Genomic DNA, 19680 nt, shown 5'->3' with positions numbered 1-19680 from the left:
TGTGTGAAAGCACACAAATCTTTCTTTTTCCTGACAAATCAGCCTTGCGATAGACCGGTCGGTGAGTTTCGGCTCACGGTTTGCGGCGCTTTGATTTTACCCGTCAAAACTGTTTGTAGCCCTGCAAATCGTCGCTATTCCTTTGTATTGGCGAGGCAATTGCGGCATAGTCGCCGCGCTTTTAAGGAACTCGAAACGGAAAGACGCGATGCATGTCCTCGTGGCGCTCTCTCATCTGTGGGGCGTGCTGAACACCATAGTGCTTAAGGTTTTTCGCCATATCGCTGCCTCTGCGCTTGGCGTCATGGTTTTCGTGATCCTGACCCAGGTCGTGTTCCGCTATCTTCTGAATGACGCACTGAGCTGGACGGAAGAACTGTCGCGCTTTTTGATGCTGTGGATGGTTGGGCTGATGGCGCCGATCGCCTGGCGCCACGGCGGTTTCGTCAGCATCGATATGCTCACCCGCTTTCTGCCTCAGCGTCTCGCCAGCCTGCTCTCTTTGCTGTTGCTCGTATTTTCCGCCATTCTGTTTGCCTTCGCCGCCAAGATTGGCTGGGCCGAGGTGGGCGGCATTGGCGGCCGCTTTGCCATGCCGGCGTTGAAAGTACCGGGTGCGTTCGATTTCTCCGTCTGGATCCGCGTGCCGCGTGCGGCGATGATGGCCTCGCTTGCGGTTGGCGTAACGGCCATGCTTTCTGTTTCGCTGGAACTGATGCTGCGCCAGCTGGTGGTGCTGGCCGGTGGCGCAGAGCGGCTCGATCCGCTGGCGCCGGTGATCGGGCTGGAGACGGAGTGATGCTGAGCCTGTTTCTGCCGCTGTTTCTGGTGCTGATGTTTCTCGGCCTGCCGATCGTGATTGCCCTTGTGGCAGCACCGGCCGTGCTGCTGGCGCTGAACGGGCAGGAACGCGACATCGTGCTGCTCTATCGCAATGTCTATAACGGCATGGACAGCTTTCCGCTGATGGCTGTGCCCTTTTTCATGCTGGCTGGTGAACTGATGAACCGGGCGCGGATCACCGAGCGCCTGGTGGAATTCTCACAGGCCATGATCGGTCATTTCCGCGCCGGTCTGGCCCATGTCAACATCCTGTCATCAATGCTGTTTGCCGGGCTTTCCGGGTCTGCGGTCGCCGATGTCTCGGCACTTGGTTCGATGCTGATTCCAGCCATGGAAAAGCAGGGTTATGACCGCAAGTTTGCTGCCGCCGTGACCGCAGCCTCCGCCATTATCGGTCCGATCATCCCGCCATCGGGCATCATGATCATCTACGCCTATGTCATGGGGGAAAGCGTTGCCGCGCTGTTTCTGGCTGGGATCGTGCCGGGTGTCCTGATCGGCCTGGCGCTGATGGTGGTGGTCCGGCTGATGGCGGACCGCGCCGGCCTGCCGGAAGCGACAGCGCGGGCAAGCCTGCGTGAGCGCGGCCGGGCAAGCCTCAAGGCCTTCTTCCCGCTGATGACGCCGGTCATCATTCTGGGGGGCATTCTTGGCGGCGTTTTCACACCGACCGAAGCCTCGGCCATCGCTGTCGCCTATGCCTTTGTCATCGGCTTTTTCGTCATGCGCACGCTGAAAATAGGCGATGTGCCGGGCATTCTCACCCGTTCGGCGCTGTCATCCTCCGTGGTGCTGCTGCTGGTGGGCGCGGCCATGGCCTTCAAGACGGTGGCCTCGCTGGCTCATACGCCGGAAATGCTGGCTTCTTTCGTGCTCGCTCTGTCCGATAATCCGCTGATCCTGCTGTTTCTGATCAACCTGTTACTGTTCGTTGTCGGCATGTTTCTCGATGCCGGGCCTGCCATCATCGTGCTCGGACCGATTCTGGGACCGGTCTTTACCGGCATGGGCGTGGAGCCGGTGCACTTCGCCATCATCATGGCGGTGAATCTGACGGTCGGCCTGCTGACGCCGCCCATGGGGCTGGTTCTGTTCGTTACATCTTCCGTTTCGAAACTCAGGGTCGAAACGGTCGCACGTGCAGCTCTGCCTTTTCTTGCGGTTGAGGTGGCGGTTATCTTCCTGATCACTTATGTTCCGGCTCTGAGCCTGACCCTGCCAAGGCTGTTCGGCTTTCTCGATTGACTGAAAGCGGGATCAACCGATCACGGATCCCGGCAAAATGGGAGGACATTGATGTTCAAACATATGTTCAAGGCCTCGCTCCTGGCGGGAGCAGTCTCGCTTGTTGCCTTTGGCGGCATGGCCGCAGCTGCGGATATCACGCTGCGTGCGGTGGCCAATTCCAACGAAGCGGATGAGGATTATGATGGCCTCGTCGTCTTCAAGAATTATGTCGAAAACGCCTCCAATGGCGCGATCGCCGTCGATATTTTCCTCGGTACGCAGATCTGCGGTACGGGCGAGGAATGCCTGCAGGGCATCGCCGACGGCACGATTGACGTCTATGTCTCGACCACGGCAGGTGCTGCGGGCCTGTTTCCCTATCTGCAGGTTCTGGATCTGCCCTATCTGATGGATGATGACCGGATTGCCGAGACCGTGCTGAACGGTCCCTTCACCACCGAGTTGCGCGATCTGGCGCTTGAAGACAGCGGCGGCGCGATCCGGCTGATGACCATCGGTAATACCGGTGGCTGGCGCAATTTCGCCAATACCCAGCACACCATTCACACGCCTGCCGATATGGTGGGGCTGAAGATGCGCACCGTGCCCGCCGAACTGCCGCAGGAACTGGTCAAGACACTGGGCGGTGCGCCGACGCCGATGCCGTGGTCGGAACTGTTTACCTCGCTGCAGACCGGCGTTGTCGAGGGCACGGCCAACGGCATCACCGACATCATGAACATGAAGTTTCCCGATGCCGGGCTAAAATATATCACGCTCGACCGGCATTCCTACATGGCCGCCTTCTGGTGGATGGGCAGCGCCCGCTTCGCCAGCCTCACGCCTGAAGAGCAGAAGGTCGTTGTCGATGGTTTCAAGGCGTTGCAGCAGGCAACCTTTGCCAGCCCCAAGCGCAAGGAAATCGCCGCCTATCAGGAATTTATCAAGGATGGCGGCGAGATTTACGTGCCGACGGATGATGAAAAGTCTGAATTCCGCAATGCGGCGGCTCCGGTGTTTGACTGGTTTACCGCCAATGTCCCTGGCGGCGCCGATATCTACGCCAGCTTTACCGCCGCTGTTGATGCGGCGCAGGCCAAGGTGGATGCCGAACGCGCGGTGGAAATGGCCCAGTAATCTGCAGGCCTGATCGATCGGAACGGCCCGCCAGATAGGCGGGCCTTCAGCTTGTTGACAAAGTCGTTCAGAATGCCTGTTTGGGGTGGAATAGCTGCCCTCTCCGGCGTCATCCCCGTGCTTGGTCCACGGGGATCCATATTCCTAAGATTTTGAATAAGCAGAGTCTTTCGCGGCGCGGACGCGCGTCGGCTGGATGCCTGTTGACCAAGCACAGGCACGACGTCAGCGAAAGGGGCGCGGTTTGTCAGCAGTCGGAGACCCGCCAGATCGGCGGGCCCTTTTTCGGTGAGGCCTATTCGGAAACCTTCACCGGCCGCGGTTTCGGCTTCTGCATGAACAGCACCAGCGGCATCAGCGCGAAGGTGACGAGCATCATCAGCTTGAAATCGTCGACATAGGCGATCAGGGCCGCCTGAACATTGATTTCGGAATTGACCAGATAGATCAGAATATCATGGGAAAATCCGGTTTTCTCGGCAATATCGGCCAGACGCGGCCCCGCCTCGGTGATCTTGGCGGTCATCTCGGTGCGGTTGGTGGCGACGTTCCAGGCGAGCACCGTCGAGAGCAGTGAAATGCCGACGCTGGAACCGATATTGCGCACCAGGTTGAACAGGCCTGCGGCTTCGGCGCGGTATCGGGCTTCGAGCGTTGCATAGGCAAGCGCCGAAAGTGGTACGAAAACGAGACCGAGACCGAAACCCTGCAATATGCCGCTGACAATCACCGGTTCCTTGCCCATCGTCGTGGAAAAACCGGTCATCATCTGCATCGACCATGCCGTCAGCAACAGGCCGGTGACAATGGCGACGCGTGTGTCTATCCGGTTGGCAAGCCGGCCATACAGCATCATCGAGGCCATGGTGCCGAAACCGCGCGGGGCCATGACAAGGCCTGACAGGGCCACCGGATAGCCGAGCACGTCCTGCAGCAGCGATGGCAGCAGTGCCGAACCGCCGAGCACCATAGCGCCGACGAGTGCGGCGAGGATCAGGGCCATCAGCAGGTTCTTGTCCTTGAACACGGCCAGCGAAATGAACGGATCCTTGGCGCGCAGGATATGAATGGTGAAGACCCACAGGCCCGAGACGAAAAGCCCCGTCTCGATCCAGATCTCGGTTGACTGGAACCAGTTCTGCGCCTGGCCGCGGTCGAGGATCATTTGCAGCGCGCCGATGGCGATCGATAGCATGGCAAAGCCGAAAAAGTCGAAACGGCGAATGCGGGTCGGCGCCTTGGGCAGGAACAGCACCATGCCGGCAAGGGCGAGCAGTCCGATGGGCAGGTTGACATAGAAGACATAGCGCCAGCCCCAGTTATCCGTCAGCCAGCCGCCCAGCGTCGGGCCGATGATCGGGCCCAGCATCACGCCCATGCCCCAGACCGCCATGGCCTGGCCGTGCTTTTCGCGCGGATTGATATCGAGCAGGACAGTCTGGGACAGCGGCACCAGCGAGGCGCCGAACAGGCCCTGCAGCACGCGGAAGGCCACCATCTCGTTGAGGCTGGAGGCCATGCCGCAGGCCATGGAGGTGACAATGAAGCCGGCGGCGGAGACGATGAATATCTGCCTGAGCCCGTAGCGTTCCGACAGCCAGCCGGTGACCGGGGTGATGATGGCGGAAGCGACGATATAGGATGTCAGCACCCAGGTGACCTGGTCTTGGCTGGCGCCGAGCGAACCACGCATGGAGGGCAGAGCAACGTTGGCAATCGTCGTGTCGAGCACCTGCATGATGGTGGCGAGCATGATCGATATGGTCAAAAGCCCCTTGAACGGAACCTTCGTCATATCCGGCTCTGCCGTTACGGCGGCGCTCATCAGTCAGCATCCCCGTCGGCAGCAAGGGCCGGTTCGCCGAAGCCGATGGCGGCAAGGCTGTTCTTCACGAAGTCAGGCATGCCGCGGGCATGTCCGGTATCAACCTCGACAAGAGCGCTCATGCCGACGCGAAGATCCGGGCTTTTCGGCGTCAGCTCCAGGGCAATGCGCACGGGAACGCGCTGCACCACCTTGACCCAGTTGCCGGATGCGTTCTGGGCCGGGATAAGCGAAAAGGCCGAGCCGGTGCCGGCGCCGATGCTTTCGACTGTGCCCTTGATCGTCACATCAGGATAGGCATCAACACGCACTTCGACCGGCTGGCCGGCCTTCATATGCGTGAGTTCGGTTTCCTTGAAGTTGGCCTCGATCACTGTCGATCCGGTGTCGACGATCGTCAGCACCGAAGATGAGGTCGAGACATATTGCCCGTCCTGCAACGATGTGGTCTGGGTGACGATGCCATTGCTCGGTGCGACGACCTTGGTGCGCGCCAGATCCAGCTTGGCGGCATCCAGTTTGGCAAGAGCGGCCATCACTTCGGGATGGCTGTCGGTGGCAATATCGGGATTGCCGCCAAGAGCGGCCTTGGCACTGGCGACATCCTGCCTGGCGCTGACAACGGCACCTTCGGCGTTCTTCAGCGTCAGGTCTGCCTCATCCAGCGCGGTCTGGCTGACGGCGCCCTGTTTCAGAAGGTTCTGCTGGCGCTGCTGGCGCACCCGGGCGATGGTCAGTGCCTCGCCGGCCGTTTCAAGTTCTGCCTCGGTTTTCAGATAGGCCGATTTCAGCTTTTCCACATCGAGGCGTGCCGAAGCCACGGCAGCATTCGCCTGGTCGACGGCATTCACATAGACCGAATCATCAATGGCGAAGAGCAGGCTGCCCTTGGTGACGGCGTCGTTTTCGCCGGGGCCGACGGAGACGATCTTGCCGGAGACTTCCGGCACGATCTTCACCACATCCTGATCGACGTAGGAATCTTCGGTGGAAACAACACGGCCGCCGGTGACATAGAAATAGGAGCCGGCAACGGCGAGGATGACGGGCACTGAGGCCATGAGGATGAAACGGCCGGCGCGGCGCGGCTTCGGCTTGACGATGGTGACGTCGCTGTCGGAAGGTGACAGTTCCTCTGCGGGCTTCTGCTCGGAAGAAGCGTTCATAATGTGTTTTCCTGATAAGACAAACCGCCATGGCGGACGTAAAATGGGGTCATCCGCTTGTGCCAATCGGGACCGGTAATCGATCCTTGGCAATTAGGATACATTGATGTATCTAATATTCGTGTCGAATTCTGTCAATAGGATTCGTCAGTGTTTCTTATGGACTGTGGAATGACGAAGAAGACGACGGAACGAAGGCGTGGCGAAGAGCTTGAAAGCGCATTGCTGAAGGCGGCCTGGGACGAGTTGCTGGAGAAGGGCTATGGCGGACTGACCATGGAGGCGGTGGCCAAACGTGCAGGCACCAGCCGTCCGGTGCTTTATCGCCGCTGGGCGTCGCGGCCCGACCTGGCCGTGGCCGCCATGCGCTATCACGTCGAGGCGAACCCGATCATCGTTCCTGATCTGGGGGATCTGCGAGACGATGTGATCGCATTGCTGCAGCATATCGTCGACCGGCGGTCGCGCATGGGATCGCTGATTTCGGTGGAACTCACGGATTATTTTCGTGAAACCAATTCAAGTCCGGCGGAATTGAAGCGCCAGATCGTTTCGCGCGATCAGCATACGATGGAGATCCTTTTGACGCGGGCGACGGCCCGTGGCGAGATTGAAGACCAGGCGATCGCGCCGCGCATCGTTTCCCTGCCGGTCGATCTCCTGCGTCAGGATATGATGATGACGATGAAACCGACCTCGGATGCCGTGATCATCGATATTGTCGACACGGTTTTCCTGCCGCTGGTCGGCTATCACGCCGTCAAGGCCGGTTGAGGCGGTGCCTCAAAGCTTGGCGATATATTCGCAGAGCCGGTCAGCCGCATCTTCAATCTGCTTCGGATCGCGCAGGAAGCAGGCGCGCAGGAAGGCTTCGCCGCCCGGCCCGAACGCCGATCCCGGTGCCAGCCCGACGCCTGTCTTGTCGACGATATCAAGTGCGGCGCGGCGACTGTCGGTAATGCCGTCGACCTTGAGGAAGGCGTAGAGTGCGCCTTGAGGCTTCAGCGTCTGAACCCGGTTCGTGGCCAGCAGGCGGTCGCAGAGAATATCGCGCGAGAGGCTGGCGCGACGGAAGTTTTCAGCAATCACACCGTCGCCGTCGCGCACGGCTGCCAGAGCCCCCTTCTGCAGAAATTGCGGCACCCCTGAAACGGTATATTGCACCAGGTTTTCAATGACATCGCCCATTTCGGCGGGGGCGACGATCCAGCCGATACGCCAGCCCGTCATCGACCAGTTCTTGGAAAAGGAATTGACGAAGACGACGCGGTCATCATCCTCCATGATATCCATGAAGGAGGGCGCGCGGCCGCCGCCAAAATGATAGAGCGCATAGATCTCGTCGGCGATGATCCAGATGCCGTTTTTGCGCGCGATATCGAGAAGCGCGCGAAGATCCTCGACGCTCGCCGTCCAGCCGGTCGGGTTGGAGGGCGAGTTGACGAAGATGACGCTGGTCTTCTCGGTAATCGCCGCCTCGACCTTGCCGGGGTCGAGCTGCCAGCGGCCATCCCTGAAATCCAGCGGCACGCCGATCTGTTTTGCCCCGCAGACACCAAGCGAGGCAGAGATATTCGGCCAGGCGGGGGTGAAGTAGATTGCCTCATCGCCCACTTCCGTCAGCGCTTCGACCATCAGCTTGATCGCATGCATGCCGGATGTCGTTACGAAGATATTGTCCATGGCCAGCGTCTTGGCAAAATGCCGGCCGTAATAATCGGCGATCGCCTGGCGCAGTTCGGGAATGCCGCGTTGCAGCGTGTAGAAGGTCTCACCATCGGCCAGTGCCTTGGCCGCGGCCTCGCGGATGAAGGCGGGGGTCGGCAGATCACCTTCGCCGGCCCAGAGCGGCAGCAGCCCGTCACGCCCGAAGGCGTAATTGATGATCTCGACAATACCGCTCTCGGGTGCGTTGAGAGAGCGCTCGCTCAGGCTTTCGGTCAATGTCATGGTGCACTCCTTGGACAGCATTCTTTTAGCCGCAGAAACGCGGCGATGACATGAAAAATCACCGGTGAATCATTGATTTTTGTGATCGGAAACCGGTCGAAAGGCAGGCATTCCCAAATCTGCCACAATCGCCTAAGGTCGGGGCCTTCAGGGAGGACTGTCGATGTTGCCGAGCTGGCTCATCCTGCTGGTGGCGCTTTCTTATATTCTGCTGCTCTTCGTGGTCGCCAGTTTTGGCGACCGCCGGGCAAAACGCCAGCTTGCGCCCTTATCCGGCCGGCCTTTCGTCTATTCGCTGTCGCTGGCTGTCTACTGCACTTCATGGACCTATTTCGGCGGTGTTGGTCTTGCGGCGGATCGTGGGCTGGAATTTCTCGGTATCTATCTTGGTCCCATTGTTGCGTTTACGCTTGGCATGCCGCTGCTGCGCCGCATGGTCGGTCTTGCCAAGGCGGAGAAGCTGACCTCGGCAGCTGATTTCCTCGCGGCCCGCTATGGCAAGAATTCCACGGTTGCGGGCCTCGTCGCGGTGATTTCGCTGGCGGCCGCCATTCCCTATATCGCCTTGCAGCTGAAGGCCGTTTCCGATTCGGTTGCGGCCATGGTCGGCACGCCCTATGGCACGCTCACCGGTGCCGGTTTCCTGCCGATCGGTCTGCCCTTTGCGGTGACGCTGGTGCTGGCCTCCTTCGCCATCATCTTCGGCACCCGCCACACCGACGCGACCGAGCATCAGGACGGGCTTATACTTGCAATCGCGATGGAATCGGTGGTCAAGTTGATTGCCTTCGGCTCTGTTGGTTTTTTCGTGCTGTTCGTGCTGTTCAACGGGCCGGTCGATCTTTTTGCCAAGGCTGCGGAGAATTCGGCCGCCATGACCGCTCTGTCCTATGACACGCCGATCAGCCGCTGGATCCTGCTGATCCTGCTGTCGGCCTGCGCGATCCTGCTATTGCCGCGCCAGTTTCATGTCACTGTGGTGGAAAACCGCTCGGAGCGGGAGCTCAACCTCGCGCGCTTTCTGTTCCCGCTCTACCTTGTGGCGATCAATATTCTGGTCCTGCCGGTGGCACTCGGCGGGCTGATGATCCTCGGGCCCCATGTCGATGCCGATCTCTATGTGCTGCAATTGCCGATCGCCGAGGGCATGCCGTTCATTTCGCTGATTACCTTTATCGGCGGATTTTCGGCGGCGACAGCCATGGTCATCGTCTCCTCGGTGGCACTGGCGATCATGCTGTCAAACGATATCGTCAATCCGATCTTCCTCAGACGGCGCATGACGGCGATCCCTGGGCGCAAGCAGGATTTCTCCAATCTCCTGCTCAATATCCGCCGGGCCTCAATTCTCGGGGTCATGCTGCTGGGCTATGTCTATTACCGGCATATCGACAGTGATCGCGGGCTGTTTTCGATCGGGCTTCTGGCCTTCGCCGCCATCGCGCAGGTAGCCCCGGCGTTGATTATCGGGCTGGTCTGGCGGCGCGCCAATGCCCGTGGCGCCATTATCGGCCTGTCGCTCGGCTTCCTCGTCTGGGCCTATCTGCTGTTCATTCCAAGCCTTGGCGGCCCCGACCATTCCGCTCTTGCCGGCGATATTCTCGATGTCTTCATTCCGGGGACGGGGCTTTTCACCGGGCCTGCCGCTGATCCGTTGCTGAATGTTACCTGCCTGTCCCTGTCGCTGAATATTCTCGGCCTGGTGCTGGGCTCGCTGTCACGGCCCTCCAGCCCGCTGGAGCGGATCCAGTCGGGTATTTTCGTCAAGCGTCAGGCGCGCTGGCAGTCCTCGGCCCGTGGGCTTGGCACCGGTGTTTCGGTTGGCGCCCTCAAGGATGCGATCACCGGCTATCTGGGGGATGAGCGCACGCTGCGCTCCTTTGCCACCTTTGAGAACAGTGCCGGGCGCAGGCTTGATGATGGTGATCAGGCCGACATGGCGCTTATCCATTTCTCCGAGCAATTGCTGGCCTCTGCCATCGGCTCGTCTTCGGCACGTCTTGTGCTGTCGCTGGTGCTGCAGCGCGCCGAGGCGGCAACCGGCGATGCGGCCTTCCTGCTCGATCAGGCAAGCGAGGCGCTGCAATATAATCAGGGCATGCTGCAGACGGCACTGGCCCATATGGATCAGGGGATTGCCGTTTTTGACGCCACCAACCGGCTGACCGTGTGGAACAGACGTTTCCGCGAGCTTTTAAGCCTGCCGGACGAGGCGGGACAGGTCGGCTATCCGCTGATCAATATCATCGGCCGGCTGTCGTCACGCGGTGATCTGACGGGCCAGGAGGCTGAGGATATTCTCAAGCGTCTGCGCGGGCATGAGAAGGCCTTCCCCATGGTGCTGGAGAGCGGCCATCGCATCATCGAAGTGCAGTCGCGGCCGATGCCGGACAAGGGCATGGTCGTTACCTTTACCGATATCACCCGGCGCGTGGCGGCCGATCTGGCGCTGAAACAGGCCAATGAAACGCTGGAACTGCGGGTGAATGAGCGCACCGCCGAGCTGACGCGGGTGAACGAGGCACTGCGTGAGGCGCGACGGGCCGCTGATGAGGCGAATATCGGCAAGACGCGCTTCTTTTCCGCTGCCGGTCACGATATCCTTCAGCCGCTCAATGCCGCGCGTCTTTATGCAGCCGCCCTTGGCGAGCGCATGCCAGCCGAAAGCGACAACCGTGTGCTGTCGCTAAAAGTGGATTCGGCGCTGCAATCGGTTGAGGATATTCTTGGTGCCGTGCTCGATATTTCGCGGCTTGATGCCGGGGCGATGAAGCCGCATTTCACATCCGTCGCGCTTGATGAATTGCTCAGAAGGGTTGAGACCGATTTCCAGCCGCTCGCACAGGAACGCGGGCTGAAGCTGATTGTCGTGCCCTCGCATCTGAAAGTTCGCTCCGATGTGCATCTGTTGCGCCGGCTCATTCAGAATCTGGTGTCCAATGCGATCAAATACACGCTTTCGGGCGAGGTTCTGGTTGGCGTCCGACGTAATCGTGACCGCGCCACGGTGATGGTGATCGACACCGGGATCGGTATACCGGAGACCAAGATCGAGAGTATTTTCAAGGAATTCACACGACTGGAAGAAGGCGCGCGAACGGCGCAGGGCCTGGGTCTGGGCCTGTCCATCGTCGACCGGCTGGCGCGTATGCTGTCGCATCCCGTCAGCATCGATTCCAGCGTTGGCAAGGGCACGGTCTTCCGGGTCAGCCTGCCGCTTTCCGAAGGTGAGGAGGCGAGCGAGCATGATCAGCCGATCACGATCGATGCTGCCGGTGTCGAGGCGATTTCCGGGCTGAAAGTCCTGTGCATCGATAATGAGGAGGCCATTCTTGAAGGCATGCGGCTTCTGGTCGAAGGCTGGGGCGGTGTGGTGGAAACGGCAGCGACGGGGGAGGACGCGATCGGTTCAGGTTTTATTCCTGATGTGATCATCGCCGATTATCATCTCGATCATGAAAATGGCATTGACGCGGTGACGGCGGTGCGCGAGCACTTCTCCCGCCATATCCCGGCCATGCTGCTGACGGCGGATCGCACCCGCGAGGTGCGCGATGCCGCGCTTGAAGAGGATATGGCGCTTCAGCACAAGCCGGTGAAAACCGTCAATCTGAAGGCTTTCCTAAGCCAGATCGCCAGGTTCCACCGGGTCGCCGGGCGCTGAGCCTCAGCTGCTTCCGGCGATCTGGCCATTGGCGCGGCGCCACCGGATAGATGACCAGAGCGAAAGCGCGATCAGCGAGGCGCCAACCAGACCGGTCACGGCTTCGGGGATGTGGAACAGCGTCTGCGAGAACATGATCACGGCCAGAATGAGGATCGCATAAAAGGCACCATGTTCGAGAAAGCGGAACTCGCTCAGCGTGCCACGTTCCACCAGCATGATGGTGAGAGAGCGGACATACATGGCGCCGATGCCGAGACCGGCGGCGATGATGAACAGGTTCTTGGTCAGCGCGAAGGCACCTACGACGCCATCGAATGAGAAGCTGGCATCGAGAATTTCCAGATAGATGAAGGCGCCAAGCCCGCCTTGGGCGGCGGCGCGGGCAACCTGTTTCTGGCTGGCATCGAGAAAGCCGCTCAAGACCTCGACGCCAAGGAAGGTCAGAAGGCCGTAAAGTGCCGGATAGAGGAAATCAGCGGCGCGGGCATCGGGAACAAGGCTTGAAAACAACAGCACAAGCACAAGCGCAAGACCGATTTCGATTCCCTTGATGGAGGAGCAGCGGCACATGGGGCGCTCCACCGCTGGCAACCAGTGAATATCCTTGTCACCGTCGAAGAAATAGGAAAGCCCGACCATCAGCAGGAAGGTCCCGCCAAAGGCAGCAATCGGCATATGGGCCTCATGCATGATCGCGGCATAGGCGCGCGGATCATAGACGGCAAGTTCAAGCGCCGAGAGCGGGCCGATATGCGCTGCAGCGGCGACGATGGCCAGCGGGAAGATCAGCCGCATGCCGAAGACGGCAATCAGAATACCCCAGGTCAGGAAGCGGCGTTGCCAAGCCTTTGTCATATCCTTGAGCTTGTTGGCGTTGACAATGGCGTTGTCAAAGGACAGCGAGATTTCCAGAACAGCAAGCACGGCCGTGATGAACAGAAATGCGAGCGCACCGCCCAGCCCGTCAAAACTGAGATAGCCATAGAGTGCTGCGCCGCCAAGCCCGATGGCGGTGACGATGAAAGCGCCGTGAAAATAGCTGTGCAGCGGTCTTGAAGACGGTGTCATGGCCGTGCCCCCGTAAAAGGCAAATGGCGCGGATCTGTCCCTGCCAATTTGCTTGTCGAGAGGGCACACACAGCCGATGGCCCGATGAGCCGCGCCTCGGCATTTCCGTTCTGATACATTGTAATCAATGTCCGCCGGCTCATCTGCGGACGGTACCGACATCACGAGAGCGCCGTCGAACTCTCGCCAGAGGGGCCCGGTACCGGGTTTCTGGCCTTCATGCTGAAAGGTCCAGGATACGCCATAATGTAATCGCTCGAAGTGCTACGTCAAGAGTGGGTTCCGATTAGTGTCACGAAATCAGTCACATGTGTTGATCTGACTGACGAATGTCAGATTTGTGGTGCGTTTATATCCGGTTATGTTATCGTCATCTTCTTGCAACCTTGCGTTTGTCTGACAGGAGTTGCCTCGATGTCTTTACTTTTTGCATTGTTGATCGGGGTGGTTGCAGGCCTCAGGGCCATGACCGCGCCTGCCGCCATTGCCTGGGCAGCCTATCTCGGCTGGATTGATCTGTCGCATACGTTCCTGTCCTTCATGGGATCGGTCTGGGCGGTTGGCGTTTTGACATTGTTTGCCCTGGTCGAACTTGTGACCGACCAGTTGCCGACAACGCCGAGCCGTACCGTGCCGCCGCAATTTGGCGCGCGGATCGTCATGGGTGCCATTGCCGGCACTGCGCTCGGCTTTGCCGCCGGTGGTTTCGGTCCCGGCGCGGTCGCCGGCCTCGTCGGTGCGGTGATCGGAACGCTTGGCGGTGCCAAAGCCCGCGGCGCACTTGCCCGTAAATTTGGTCAAGACCGGCCCGCGGCCCTGATTGAAGATGCCATTGCCTTACTGGGGGCACTTTTGATTGTGGTTGCTGCATGACGACATATTACGATGCAATTATCATCGGGGCGGGGCAGGCGGGGCCTTCGCTGGCCGGAAGGTTGGTTGCGGCGGGACAGAAGGTTGCGCTGGTCGAGCGGCATCGTCTGGGCGGCACTTGCGTCAATACCGGCTGCACGCCAACCAAGACGCTGGTGGCGAGCGCGCGCATGGCACATCTGGCGCGCCGGGCCGGTGATTTCGGCGTTGATATTGTCGGTGACGTTTCAGTCGACATGACACGGGTGATGAAACGGGCGCGTTCGGTCGTCTCGGCCTCGCGCCAGGGACTCGAGGCCTGGCTTGACGGGATGGAAAATCTCACGCTGCTGCATGGCCATGCCCGGTTTTCCGGACCGCGATCGCTGATCATCGATGAAGATGTGATTTCAGCGGAAAGGATCTTTATCAATGTCGGTGGCAGGCCCGCTATCCCGGCGATCGAGGGCCTCGACAAGATCAAATACCTCACCAATGCCGATATGGTGCGGCTTGAACGGGTGCCCGAACATCTGCTGGTGCTTGGCGGCAGTTATATCGGGCTGGAATTTGCACAGATGTTTGCCCGTTTCGGTGCGCGCGTCACGGTGATTGAGCGTGGTGAACGGCTGATCGGCCGTGAGGACCCGGAGATTGCCGACGCGGTGCGGCACATTCTGGAGGCGGAAGGCATTACCATTTTAACCGGTGCCGACTGTATCGGGCTCGCGCCGGATGGCGCCGGTATATGTGCAACCGTCAGGCATGGTGCTGATGAGACAATAGTCTCCGGGTCCGATGTTCTGGTGGCGCTCGGGCGGCGGCCGAATACAGATGATCTTGGGCTGGAAAAGGCCGGGATTGCCGTCGACAAGCGCGGCTATATCACCGTTGATTCCTTTCTGGAAACCAGTGCGAAAGGCATTTTTGCGCTGGGTGACTGCAATGGTCGCGGCGCCTTCACCCACACGGCCTACAACGATCATGAGATCGTTGCTGCCAATATTTTGAACGGCGAGAAGCGGCATGTGGAAGATCGGGTCGCGGGCTACGCGCTTTATATCGATCCGCCACTGGGCCGGGCCGGGCTGAGCGAAGCCGAGGCGAAAAAGCGTGGATTGAATGTCAGCGTGTCGAGCCGGCCGATGGCGAACGTCGCGCGTGCCCGCGAACGTGGCGAAACCCAGGGCCTGATGAAGCTCGTGGCCGATGCCGACAGCGGCCTTCTGCTCGGCGGCGCCATTTTAGGCCCCGGCGGTGACGAAGCCATTCATGCCCTGTCGAACATGATCAGCATGGGCGCCCATATTACCGATCTTGAATGGGCCGTTCCCATTCACCCGACAGTTGCCGAACTGCTGCCAACCCTTGCCAACGGGTTGCAGTCTGCCGCCGTGCGCTGAGGGCGCTTTTTGCGCTTGCCGGGCAGGGGGCGGCAGTGCTATGGAGCAGAAGCTGCCTGCGGGTATGATGTAATGGTAGCCTGTCAGCTTCCCAAGCTGAACGCGCGGGTTCGATTCCCGCTACCCGCTCCAATAATCCCAGTCCTGTTCTGCAAAAACGCGTTCTATGCAACGTGAGGGACAGATACGAATACATATAGAGTTATATATATAGTCTTAAAATTATAGTATTTCTTTATTATTAAATAAATATTATAATTTTAAGATCGAATTTTTCAATATTTCGTATTTTATATTTGATTTATAACTAATTCGTTGCTGTCTTTATAAAAAAATAGCAACGAATTGATGAAGCATGAATCTGAGTAATATTTTTCGTTTCACAAAGCGAAAGAGCCGGCTGACAATTGTTACGGGTGCTGATACCTCGCATGCGAAGTCACTGTGCCAATTTGTAGAGAGTGTCGGGCGTTACGAAGCGCAGTCTGAACTGGTGATCTATGATCTGGGGCTGACGCGCGAAGCGCGCAGTGGGGTTCAGGCTGCGGCGCCGCAGGCGCGCATTGAGCGCTTTGACTACGAAAACTATCCGGACTGGTTTGATATCCGGAAGCAGGCCGGCCAATATGCCTGGAAGCCGGTCATTTTGAGTTCATTTATCGGTCGTGCTGATGGGCCGGTTGTGTGGATGGATGCGGGAAATCTGCTCAACAAGCCGTTGAACAGGCTCTATCGGGCAATCCTTCACGATGGCTTTTTTACGACGCGAACGGCGCATGATCTGGCACGCTGGACCGATGCTGCAACGCTTCGTTACTTTTCCAAGGACAAGGTCTGGGCAAAGGGGCGTGCCAATGTCAACGGCGCCTGTGTGGGTTTTGATGCGTGGGATCCGGAGGCTTCGGCTTTGATTAGACGTTGGGCGGTGTTAGCCCAGAACGGAGATGTGATTGCCCCCGAGGGATCCGATCGCTCAAACCATCGTCAGGATCAGGCTGTGCTTGGTGTTCTGGTCCATCTTTCCGAGGGGCGGTTTTGCAAATTTGCCTCCCGTAAAAACCGGCAGTTCGGATTTGAGATCCATCGTGACATAGACTGAGCAATGCGGCCGCGGGCGGGTGACTTCAGTCGCCGCCCGAAGCCTTTTGCAGCTTCAGCGCGATGCAAGCGCGTTATTACCATCGCCGCTGTCCTTCATGTCAACCGTGGTGATGACCGAGAGGCCGGGAACCAGCTTGTCGGCTTCTGCCTGGTCGGGGTCAATGGCAATTCGGACCGGCACGCGCTGGGCGACCTTGGTGAAATTGCCTGTGGCATTGTCAGCCTTGATCACGGCGAATTCGGATCCGGTTGCCGGCGAGAAGCGCTCAATGCGGCCGTTGAATTTCTTGCCGTCAAGCGCATCGACGGTGAATGTAACCCGCTGGCCGACCTTCATGCCGGGCAGCTGCGTTTCCTTGTAATTGGCCACGACCCAAACAGTATCGGGAACCAGTGAGGTTAGCTGGGTGCCGGCGGAGACATATTGGCCGACCCGCGTCTTGATCTGGCCAAGCGTACCGTCGCGCGGCGCAGTGATTTCCGTGTTGTCAACGTTGATCTCGGCGAGAGTGGCGGCAGCCTTGGCCGAGGCGACATTGGCCTTCAGCGTATCCCTGTTGATGATGGCCGATTTCAGGGTCTGGTTGGCGACGTCGAGTGCGGCTTTGGTCTTGGCGAGCGACGCCTTGGCCTGATCAAGCGTTGCGCGTGCCGTATCTAGGCTGCTCTGGGTCGCGACCTGCTTTTCGCTCAGCGTCTGGATGCGTTGCCACTGCGAACTGGCATTGGCAAGTGTTGCCTCGGCGCTGTCGACATCGGCTTTGGCGGAGGCAATCTGCGCCTTGGCGGTTTCCTGCGTCTGGGCGTTGGCAGACAGCGCATTGTTGGCAGCATCAAGGGCGGCTTTGGCTTCTGCCAGTTGCTGGCGATAAATGCGATCATCGATCTTCACAAGAAGATCGCCCTTCTTCACCTTCTGGAAGTCCTGAACCGGAACTTCGGCGACAATGCCGGAGAGTTGCGGTGACATGAGGGTGACCTGGCCCTGGATATAGGCGTTATCTGTCCGGGCATCGGAAAAATTGAAGGGCGGAAGCTGCCAGGCAAACAGCAGGGCAAGAATGCCGGCAAGGCCGATGGCGAGCGTTGCATAGGAGGCGATTGAGCGGAGTGCACGTGTCATGATGGATGTCCTTGGGGATGAGTCAGGCCGGGAGGCCTTCGGCCCGCGCGCGGATGTGCTCCCACTTCTCGAATGCGACATCGATGAGGAGAATGATCAGCGCCAGCAGGGCCAGCAGGGATTCAAAACGGAATGCGTCATTATAGGCCAGCACATAGGCCTGTTGCGTCACCTGTTTGGCCAGCAGCACGGCACCTTCGGCCGTGCGGATCACCGGATCGGGAATGACAGAGGCATAGGATGCTGAAAGCTGGCTCATGCGGGCCGCGACAAGCGGGTTACCGGCTGTCAGATCTTGAACGAGGGCTGCCGAATGGATCTTTTCGCGCCAGGTGACGAAGGATCCGAACATGGCCGAACCAAGAATGCCGCCGACCCTTTGCGTGGTCAGGAAGACGATGATGAAGCTCAGAATATAGTTCGGGCCGCGCCGCAATGCGGCGATAAAGCCGATCAACATGGCCGGCGGCATGAACAGGCCGGATGCAAAGGCGATCAGGATCTGGCTCAAAAACATGTCGCTTGGCCGCGTCAGGCTGGTCGACTGGCTGTCGAGCCAGCAGCCAATCATGAGAAGGACAAGCGCGAAGCCGTGCATGGCCGCCACCCGGCCGGGTTTTATGATCAATGAGCATGCGACGCCTGCAGCAATGGTTGCGCCTAAAATGACGGCGTAGAGACCGACCAGTTGATCATTGGAGAGCCCCAGCATGATGAAGAAGGAGCGCACGCCGGTCGACTGTTCCGACAGGATGATGCGGAAGATCATCAGCGCGCCGGTGAAGTGGATAATCTCCGCCGAGGTAAGCCAGCGGATATCGATCAGCGGCTCGTCGCGCCGGTTCAGTTCGATCAGCGTCATCAGCATCAGGCAGACCACGCCGAGGATCAGCAGCAGGCCGGTCCAGCGCACTTCTGTCCACCAGTAGATTCGCCCGACGCTGAGCACAACGGTGATCGCACCCATGCCAAGGGCGAGGAAAGTGAACGAGATCAGGTCCTTGCGGTTGATGACCTTGACGCGCTCGCCGGAGACAAGCGGCAGCTTGAAGATCAGCATCAGGGATAGCATGGCAAGGCCGAGCTCACAGATATAGAGCGCCTTGAAGCCGCCGTGGTTGAAAAGATAAGGCGCGGTCAGGCCGGCAAGCGGCGTTGCCAGCAGCATGACGGTCATGCCGCCGGTAATGCCGACGGAAATCTTCTTCTGCGGTGGCAGTCCCTCAAGCATGTAGAGGATCGAAATCGACGACATCGGCGCGGCGGCAATGCCGGCAAAGAAGCGGACGATCATCGCCGACTGGAAGCTGTCGACCCAAAGATGGCAGAGATTGACCAGCACATAGACAACGATCGAGACCTCGGCAAAACGGCGGATGCCGAATTGCTGACGCATCTTGAACAGCATCAGGGTCAATACCGCATTGGGGGCCAGATAGGCGGCCGTCAACCAGCTGGCTTCGGCCGTCGTCGCCTTCAGCGGCCCGGCAATCTGCTGGATCGTGACTGAGATGAAGGACATGCCGACGCCCTGGGTGATGCCAACCACGGTTGCGGCAAACATATAGAGCAGCAGCAGCGGCAGCGGTTTTGGCGGCTGCGGCGGCGGAGCGCCGGGATAAAGCGGCCGCGGCGGCGGCGCTGGCTGTTCGTTCTCTGCGGGCAGGGGCCGAGAGGTCGTTTCTGGCTCAGATGTCGCCATCATGCGCCTCCAGCTTCTCGATCCGGGCGATGATCGTTTCGAAAACCGCAATGCCGCCGGCAAGCTTCTGTGCATCAGCCGGGCCAAACAGGGCGTCAAAGAATTCGACGCGCACCTGGTCAAGCTTGACCGCCATGGCCTTGCCGTGCTCGGAAAGCGAAATCAGATTGGCGCGGCGATCATTGGGGTCCGGCGACCGGCTGATCAGCCCGATGGCTTCCATCCGGTCCAGCATGCGTACGACAGTCGGCTTTTCGAGTTCCAGCTCACAGGCCAGCGCGCTCTGGTTCATCACCTTGTTTTTTGACAGCAGCAGGATCACCCGTGCGCGGGCAAAGGTCAGCCCGTAACGGGAGACCTGCGCGTTGTAATAGGTGCGCATCTTTCGGCTGGCGACGGTCATCGTCTCCATGAAGGTGATGGCCTGTCTGTTTATTTCGCTGGACATATTAATAGCTGACTATCTGATAATGGGCTAATAGATAGTAGGCTATATAATTTAGTTTTGCGGAAAATCAAGGTTTAAGGCTGCAGACACCTGTCGTGCCGGCAGCGAAATACGCGCGACACGGGCCTGCCGCGCGCGGGAGCTCCCTGGTCGCGCATCTGTAAATAC

At 59.2% G+C, this 19680-nt stretch carries 15 protein-coding genes and 1 tRNA gene; 9 read left to right on the top strand and 7 right to left on the bottom strand.

Annotation, left to right across the window (positions count from 1 at the left end):
• Window positions 1-208 precede the first annotated feature (208 nt).
• From FJU08_RS10105 to FJU08_RS10095, 3 genes are read left to right on the top strand one after another with little or no spacing between them, the layout of a single operon-like run.
• Entirely contained in the window at window positions 209-799 is a 591-nt protein-coding gene (locus FJU08_RS10105) for a TRAP transporter small permease (RefSeq protein ID WP_141148874.1), read from the top strand.
• Window positions 799-2088: a TRAP transporter large permease gene (locus FJU08_RS10100; RefSeq protein WP_141148873.1), complete on the top strand. Its 1290-nt coding sequence runs from the start codon at window positions 799-801 to the stop codon at window positions 2086-2088. The genes FJU08_RS10105 and FJU08_RS10100 overlap by 1 nt, the downstream gene beginning before the upstream one ends.
• Before the next feature lie 51 nt (window positions 2089-2139).
• A complete protein-coding gene (locus FJU08_RS10095; RefSeq protein ID WP_141148872.1) occupies window positions 2140-3207 on the top strand; it encodes a TRAP transporter substrate-binding protein in 1068 nt (355 codons plus the stop codon).
• Between the two features lie 295 nt (window positions 3208-3502).
• Here FJU08_RS10095 and FJU08_RS10090 read toward each other — a convergent pair whose 3' ends face one another.
• Together FJU08_RS10090 and FJU08_RS10085 are read right to left on the bottom strand one after the other, a co-directional pair.
• A complete protein-coding gene (locus tag FJU08_RS10090; protein WP_141148871.1) occupies window positions 3503-5032 on the bottom strand; it encodes a DHA2 family efflux MFS transporter permease subunit in 1530 nt (509 codons plus the stop codon).
• A complete protein-coding gene (locus FJU08_RS10085; RefSeq protein WP_141148870.1) occupies window positions 5032-6198 on the bottom strand; it encodes an HlyD family secretion protein in 1167 nt (388 codons plus the stop codon). The genes FJU08_RS10090 and FJU08_RS10085 overlap by 1 nt, the downstream gene beginning before the upstream one ends.
• Before the next feature lie 171 nt (window positions 6199-6369).
• Here FJU08_RS10085 and FJU08_RS10080 point away from each other — a divergent pair, with 171 nt between their 5' ends.
• Window positions 6370-6972, top strand: a complete 603-nt coding sequence (locus FJU08_RS10080; protein ID WP_141148869.1) for a TetR/AcrR family transcriptional regulator — start codon at window positions 6370-6372, stop codon at window positions 6970-6972.
• Between the two features lie 9 nt (window positions 6973-6981).
• Here FJU08_RS10080 and FJU08_RS10075 read toward each other — a convergent pair whose 3' ends face one another.
• The gene (locus FJU08_RS10075; protein ID WP_141148868.1) at window positions 6982-8148 is read right to left on the bottom strand and encodes a pyridoxal phosphate-dependent aminotransferase; all 1167 of its coding nucleotides are present in this window, start codon (window positions 8146-8148) and stop codon (window positions 6982-6984) included.
• Between the two features lie 163 nt (window positions 8149-8311).
• On the opposite strand from FJU08_RS10075, the gene FJU08_RS10070 reads away from it, so the two are divergent.
• Complete coding sequence (locus FJU08_RS10070; RefSeq protein ID WP_141148867.1) at window positions 8312-11812, top strand: PAS domain-containing hybrid sensor histidine kinase/response regulator; 3501 nt, start codon at window positions 8312-8314, stop codon at window positions 11810-11812.
• Between the two features lie 3 nt (window positions 11813-11815).
• On the opposite strand, the gene FJU08_RS10065 is transcribed toward FJU08_RS10070, so the two are convergent.
• Window positions 11816-12883, bottom strand: coding sequence for a DUF475 domain-containing protein (locus tag FJU08_RS10065; protein WP_141148866.1), 1068 nt, complete (start codon window positions 12881-12883; stop codon window positions 11816-11818).
• Window positions 12884-13297: 414 nt separating this feature from the next.
• Between FJU08_RS10065 and FJU08_RS10060 the strand changes: the two genes are divergently transcribed.
• From FJU08_RS10060 to FJU08_RS10045, 4 genes are all read left to right on the top strand, one after another.
• Complete coding sequence (locus FJU08_RS10060; RefSeq protein ID WP_141148865.1) at window positions 13298-13756, top strand: DUF4126 family protein; 459 nt, start codon at window positions 13298-13300, stop codon at window positions 13754-13756.
• Entirely contained in the window at window positions 13753-15138 is a 1386-nt protein-coding gene (locus FJU08_RS10055; RefSeq protein ID WP_141148864.1) for an FAD-containing oxidoreductase, read from the top strand. The genes FJU08_RS10060 and FJU08_RS10055 overlap by 4 nt, the downstream gene beginning before the upstream one ends.
• A gap of 58 nt (window positions 15139-15196) precedes the next feature.
• Window positions 15197-15270: transfer RNA gene (locus tag FJU08_RS10050), tRNA-Gly, on the top strand.
• A 223-nt stretch (window positions 15271-15493) separates the two neighbouring features.
• Window positions 15494-16237 carry a DUF1647 domain-containing protein gene (locus FJU08_RS10045; RefSeq protein WP_141148863.1) on the top strand — a complete coding sequence of 248 codons (744 nt, stop codon included), beginning with the start codon at window positions 15494-15496 and terminating at the stop codon, window positions 16235-16237.
• 54 nt (window positions 16238-16291) lie between these two features.
• On the opposite strand, the gene FJU08_RS10040 is transcribed toward FJU08_RS10045, so the two are convergent.
• The 3 genes from FJU08_RS10040 to FJU08_RS10030 are packed head-to-tail and all read right to left on the bottom strand — an operon-like array spanning window position 16292 to window position 19512.
• Window positions 16292-17362 carry an HlyD family secretion protein gene (locus FJU08_RS10040; RefSeq protein WP_141148862.1) on the bottom strand — a complete coding sequence of 357 codons (1071 nt, stop codon included), beginning with the start codon at window positions 17360-17362 and terminating at the stop codon, window positions 16292-16294.
• 22 nt (window positions 17363-17384) lie between these two features.
• Entirely contained in the window at window positions 17385-19064 is a 1680-nt protein-coding gene (locus tag FJU08_RS10035) for an MFS transporter (protein ID WP_181409800.1), read from the bottom strand.
• Window positions 19051-19512: a MarR family winged helix-turn-helix transcriptional regulator gene (locus tag FJU08_RS10030; protein WP_141148861.1), complete on the bottom strand. Its 462-nt coding sequence runs from the start codon at window positions 19510-19512 to the stop codon at window positions 19051-19053. Before FJU08_RS10030 ends, FJU08_RS10035 begins: the two co-directional genes overlap by 14 nt.
• Window positions 19513-19680: the final 168 nt, after the last annotated feature.

Origin of the sequence: Martelella alba (assembly GCF_006516955.1) — a bacterium.
Classification (GTDB): domain Bacteria; phylum Pseudomonadota; class Alphaproteobacteria; order Rhizobiales; family Rhizobiaceae; genus Martelella; species Martelella alba.
This window is presented reverse-complemented; position numbering and strand designations above follow the sequence as displayed.

Excerpts from the sequence above, each read along its gene's own strand:
- FJU08_RS10105 (WP_141148874.1), top strand. The coding sequence starts at position 209 with ATGCATGTCCTCGTGGCGCTCTCTCATCTGTGGGGCGTGCTGAACACC.
- FJU08_RS10100 (WP_141148873.1), top strand. The coding sequence starts at position 799 with ATGCTGAGCCTGTTTCTGCCGCTGTTTCTGGTGCTGATGTTTCTCGGC.
- FJU08_RS10095 (WP_141148872.1), top strand. The coding sequence starts at position 2,140 with ATGTTCAAACATATGTTCAAGGCCTCGCTCCTGGCGGGAGCAGTCTCG.
- FJU08_RS10090 (WP_141148871.1), bottom strand. The coding sequence starts at position 5,032 with ATGAGCGCCGCCGTAACGGCAGAGCCGGATATGACGAAGGTTCCGTTC.
- FJU08_RS10085 (WP_141148870.1), bottom strand. The coding sequence starts at position 6,198 with ATGAACGCTTCTTCCGAGCAGAAGCCCGCAGAGGAACTGTCACCTTCC.
- FJU08_RS10080 (WP_141148869.1), top strand. The coding sequence starts at position 6,370 with ATGACGAAGAAGACGACGGAACGAAGGCGTGGCGAAGAGCTTGAAAGC.
- FJU08_RS10075 (WP_141148868.1), bottom strand. The coding sequence starts at position 8,148 with ATGACATTGACCGAAAGCCTGAGCGAGCGCTCTCTCAACGCACCCGAG.
- FJU08_RS10070 (WP_141148867.1), top strand. The coding sequence starts at position 8,312 with ATGTTGCCGAGCTGGCTCATCCTGCTGGTGGCGCTTTCTTATATTCTG.
- FJU08_RS10065 (WP_141148866.1), bottom strand. The coding sequence starts at position 12,883 with ATGACACCGTCTTCAAGACCGCTGCACAGCTATTTTCACGGCGCTTTC.
- FJU08_RS10060 (WP_141148865.1), top strand. The coding sequence starts at position 13,298 with ATGTCTTTACTTTTTGCATTGTTGATCGGGGTGGTTGCAGGCCTCAGG.
- FJU08_RS10055 (WP_141148864.1), top strand. The coding sequence starts at position 13,753 with ATGACGACATATTACGATGCAATTATCATCGGGGCGGGGCAGGCGGGG.
- FJU08_RS10045 (WP_141148863.1), top strand. The coding sequence starts at position 15,494 with ATGAATCTGAGTAATATTTTTCGTTTCACAAAGCGAAAGAGCCGGCTG.
- FJU08_RS10040 (WP_141148862.1), bottom strand. The coding sequence starts at position 17,362 with ATGACACGTGCACTCCGCTCAATCGCCTCCTATGCAACGCTCGCCATC.
- FJU08_RS10035 (WP_181409800.1), bottom strand. The coding sequence starts at position 19,064 with ATGGCGACATCTGAGCCAGAAACGACCTCTCGGCCCCTGCCCGCAGAG.
- FJU08_RS10030 (WP_141148861.1), bottom strand. The coding sequence starts at position 19,512 with ATGTCCAGCGAAATAAACAGACAGGCCATCACCTTCATGGAGACGATG.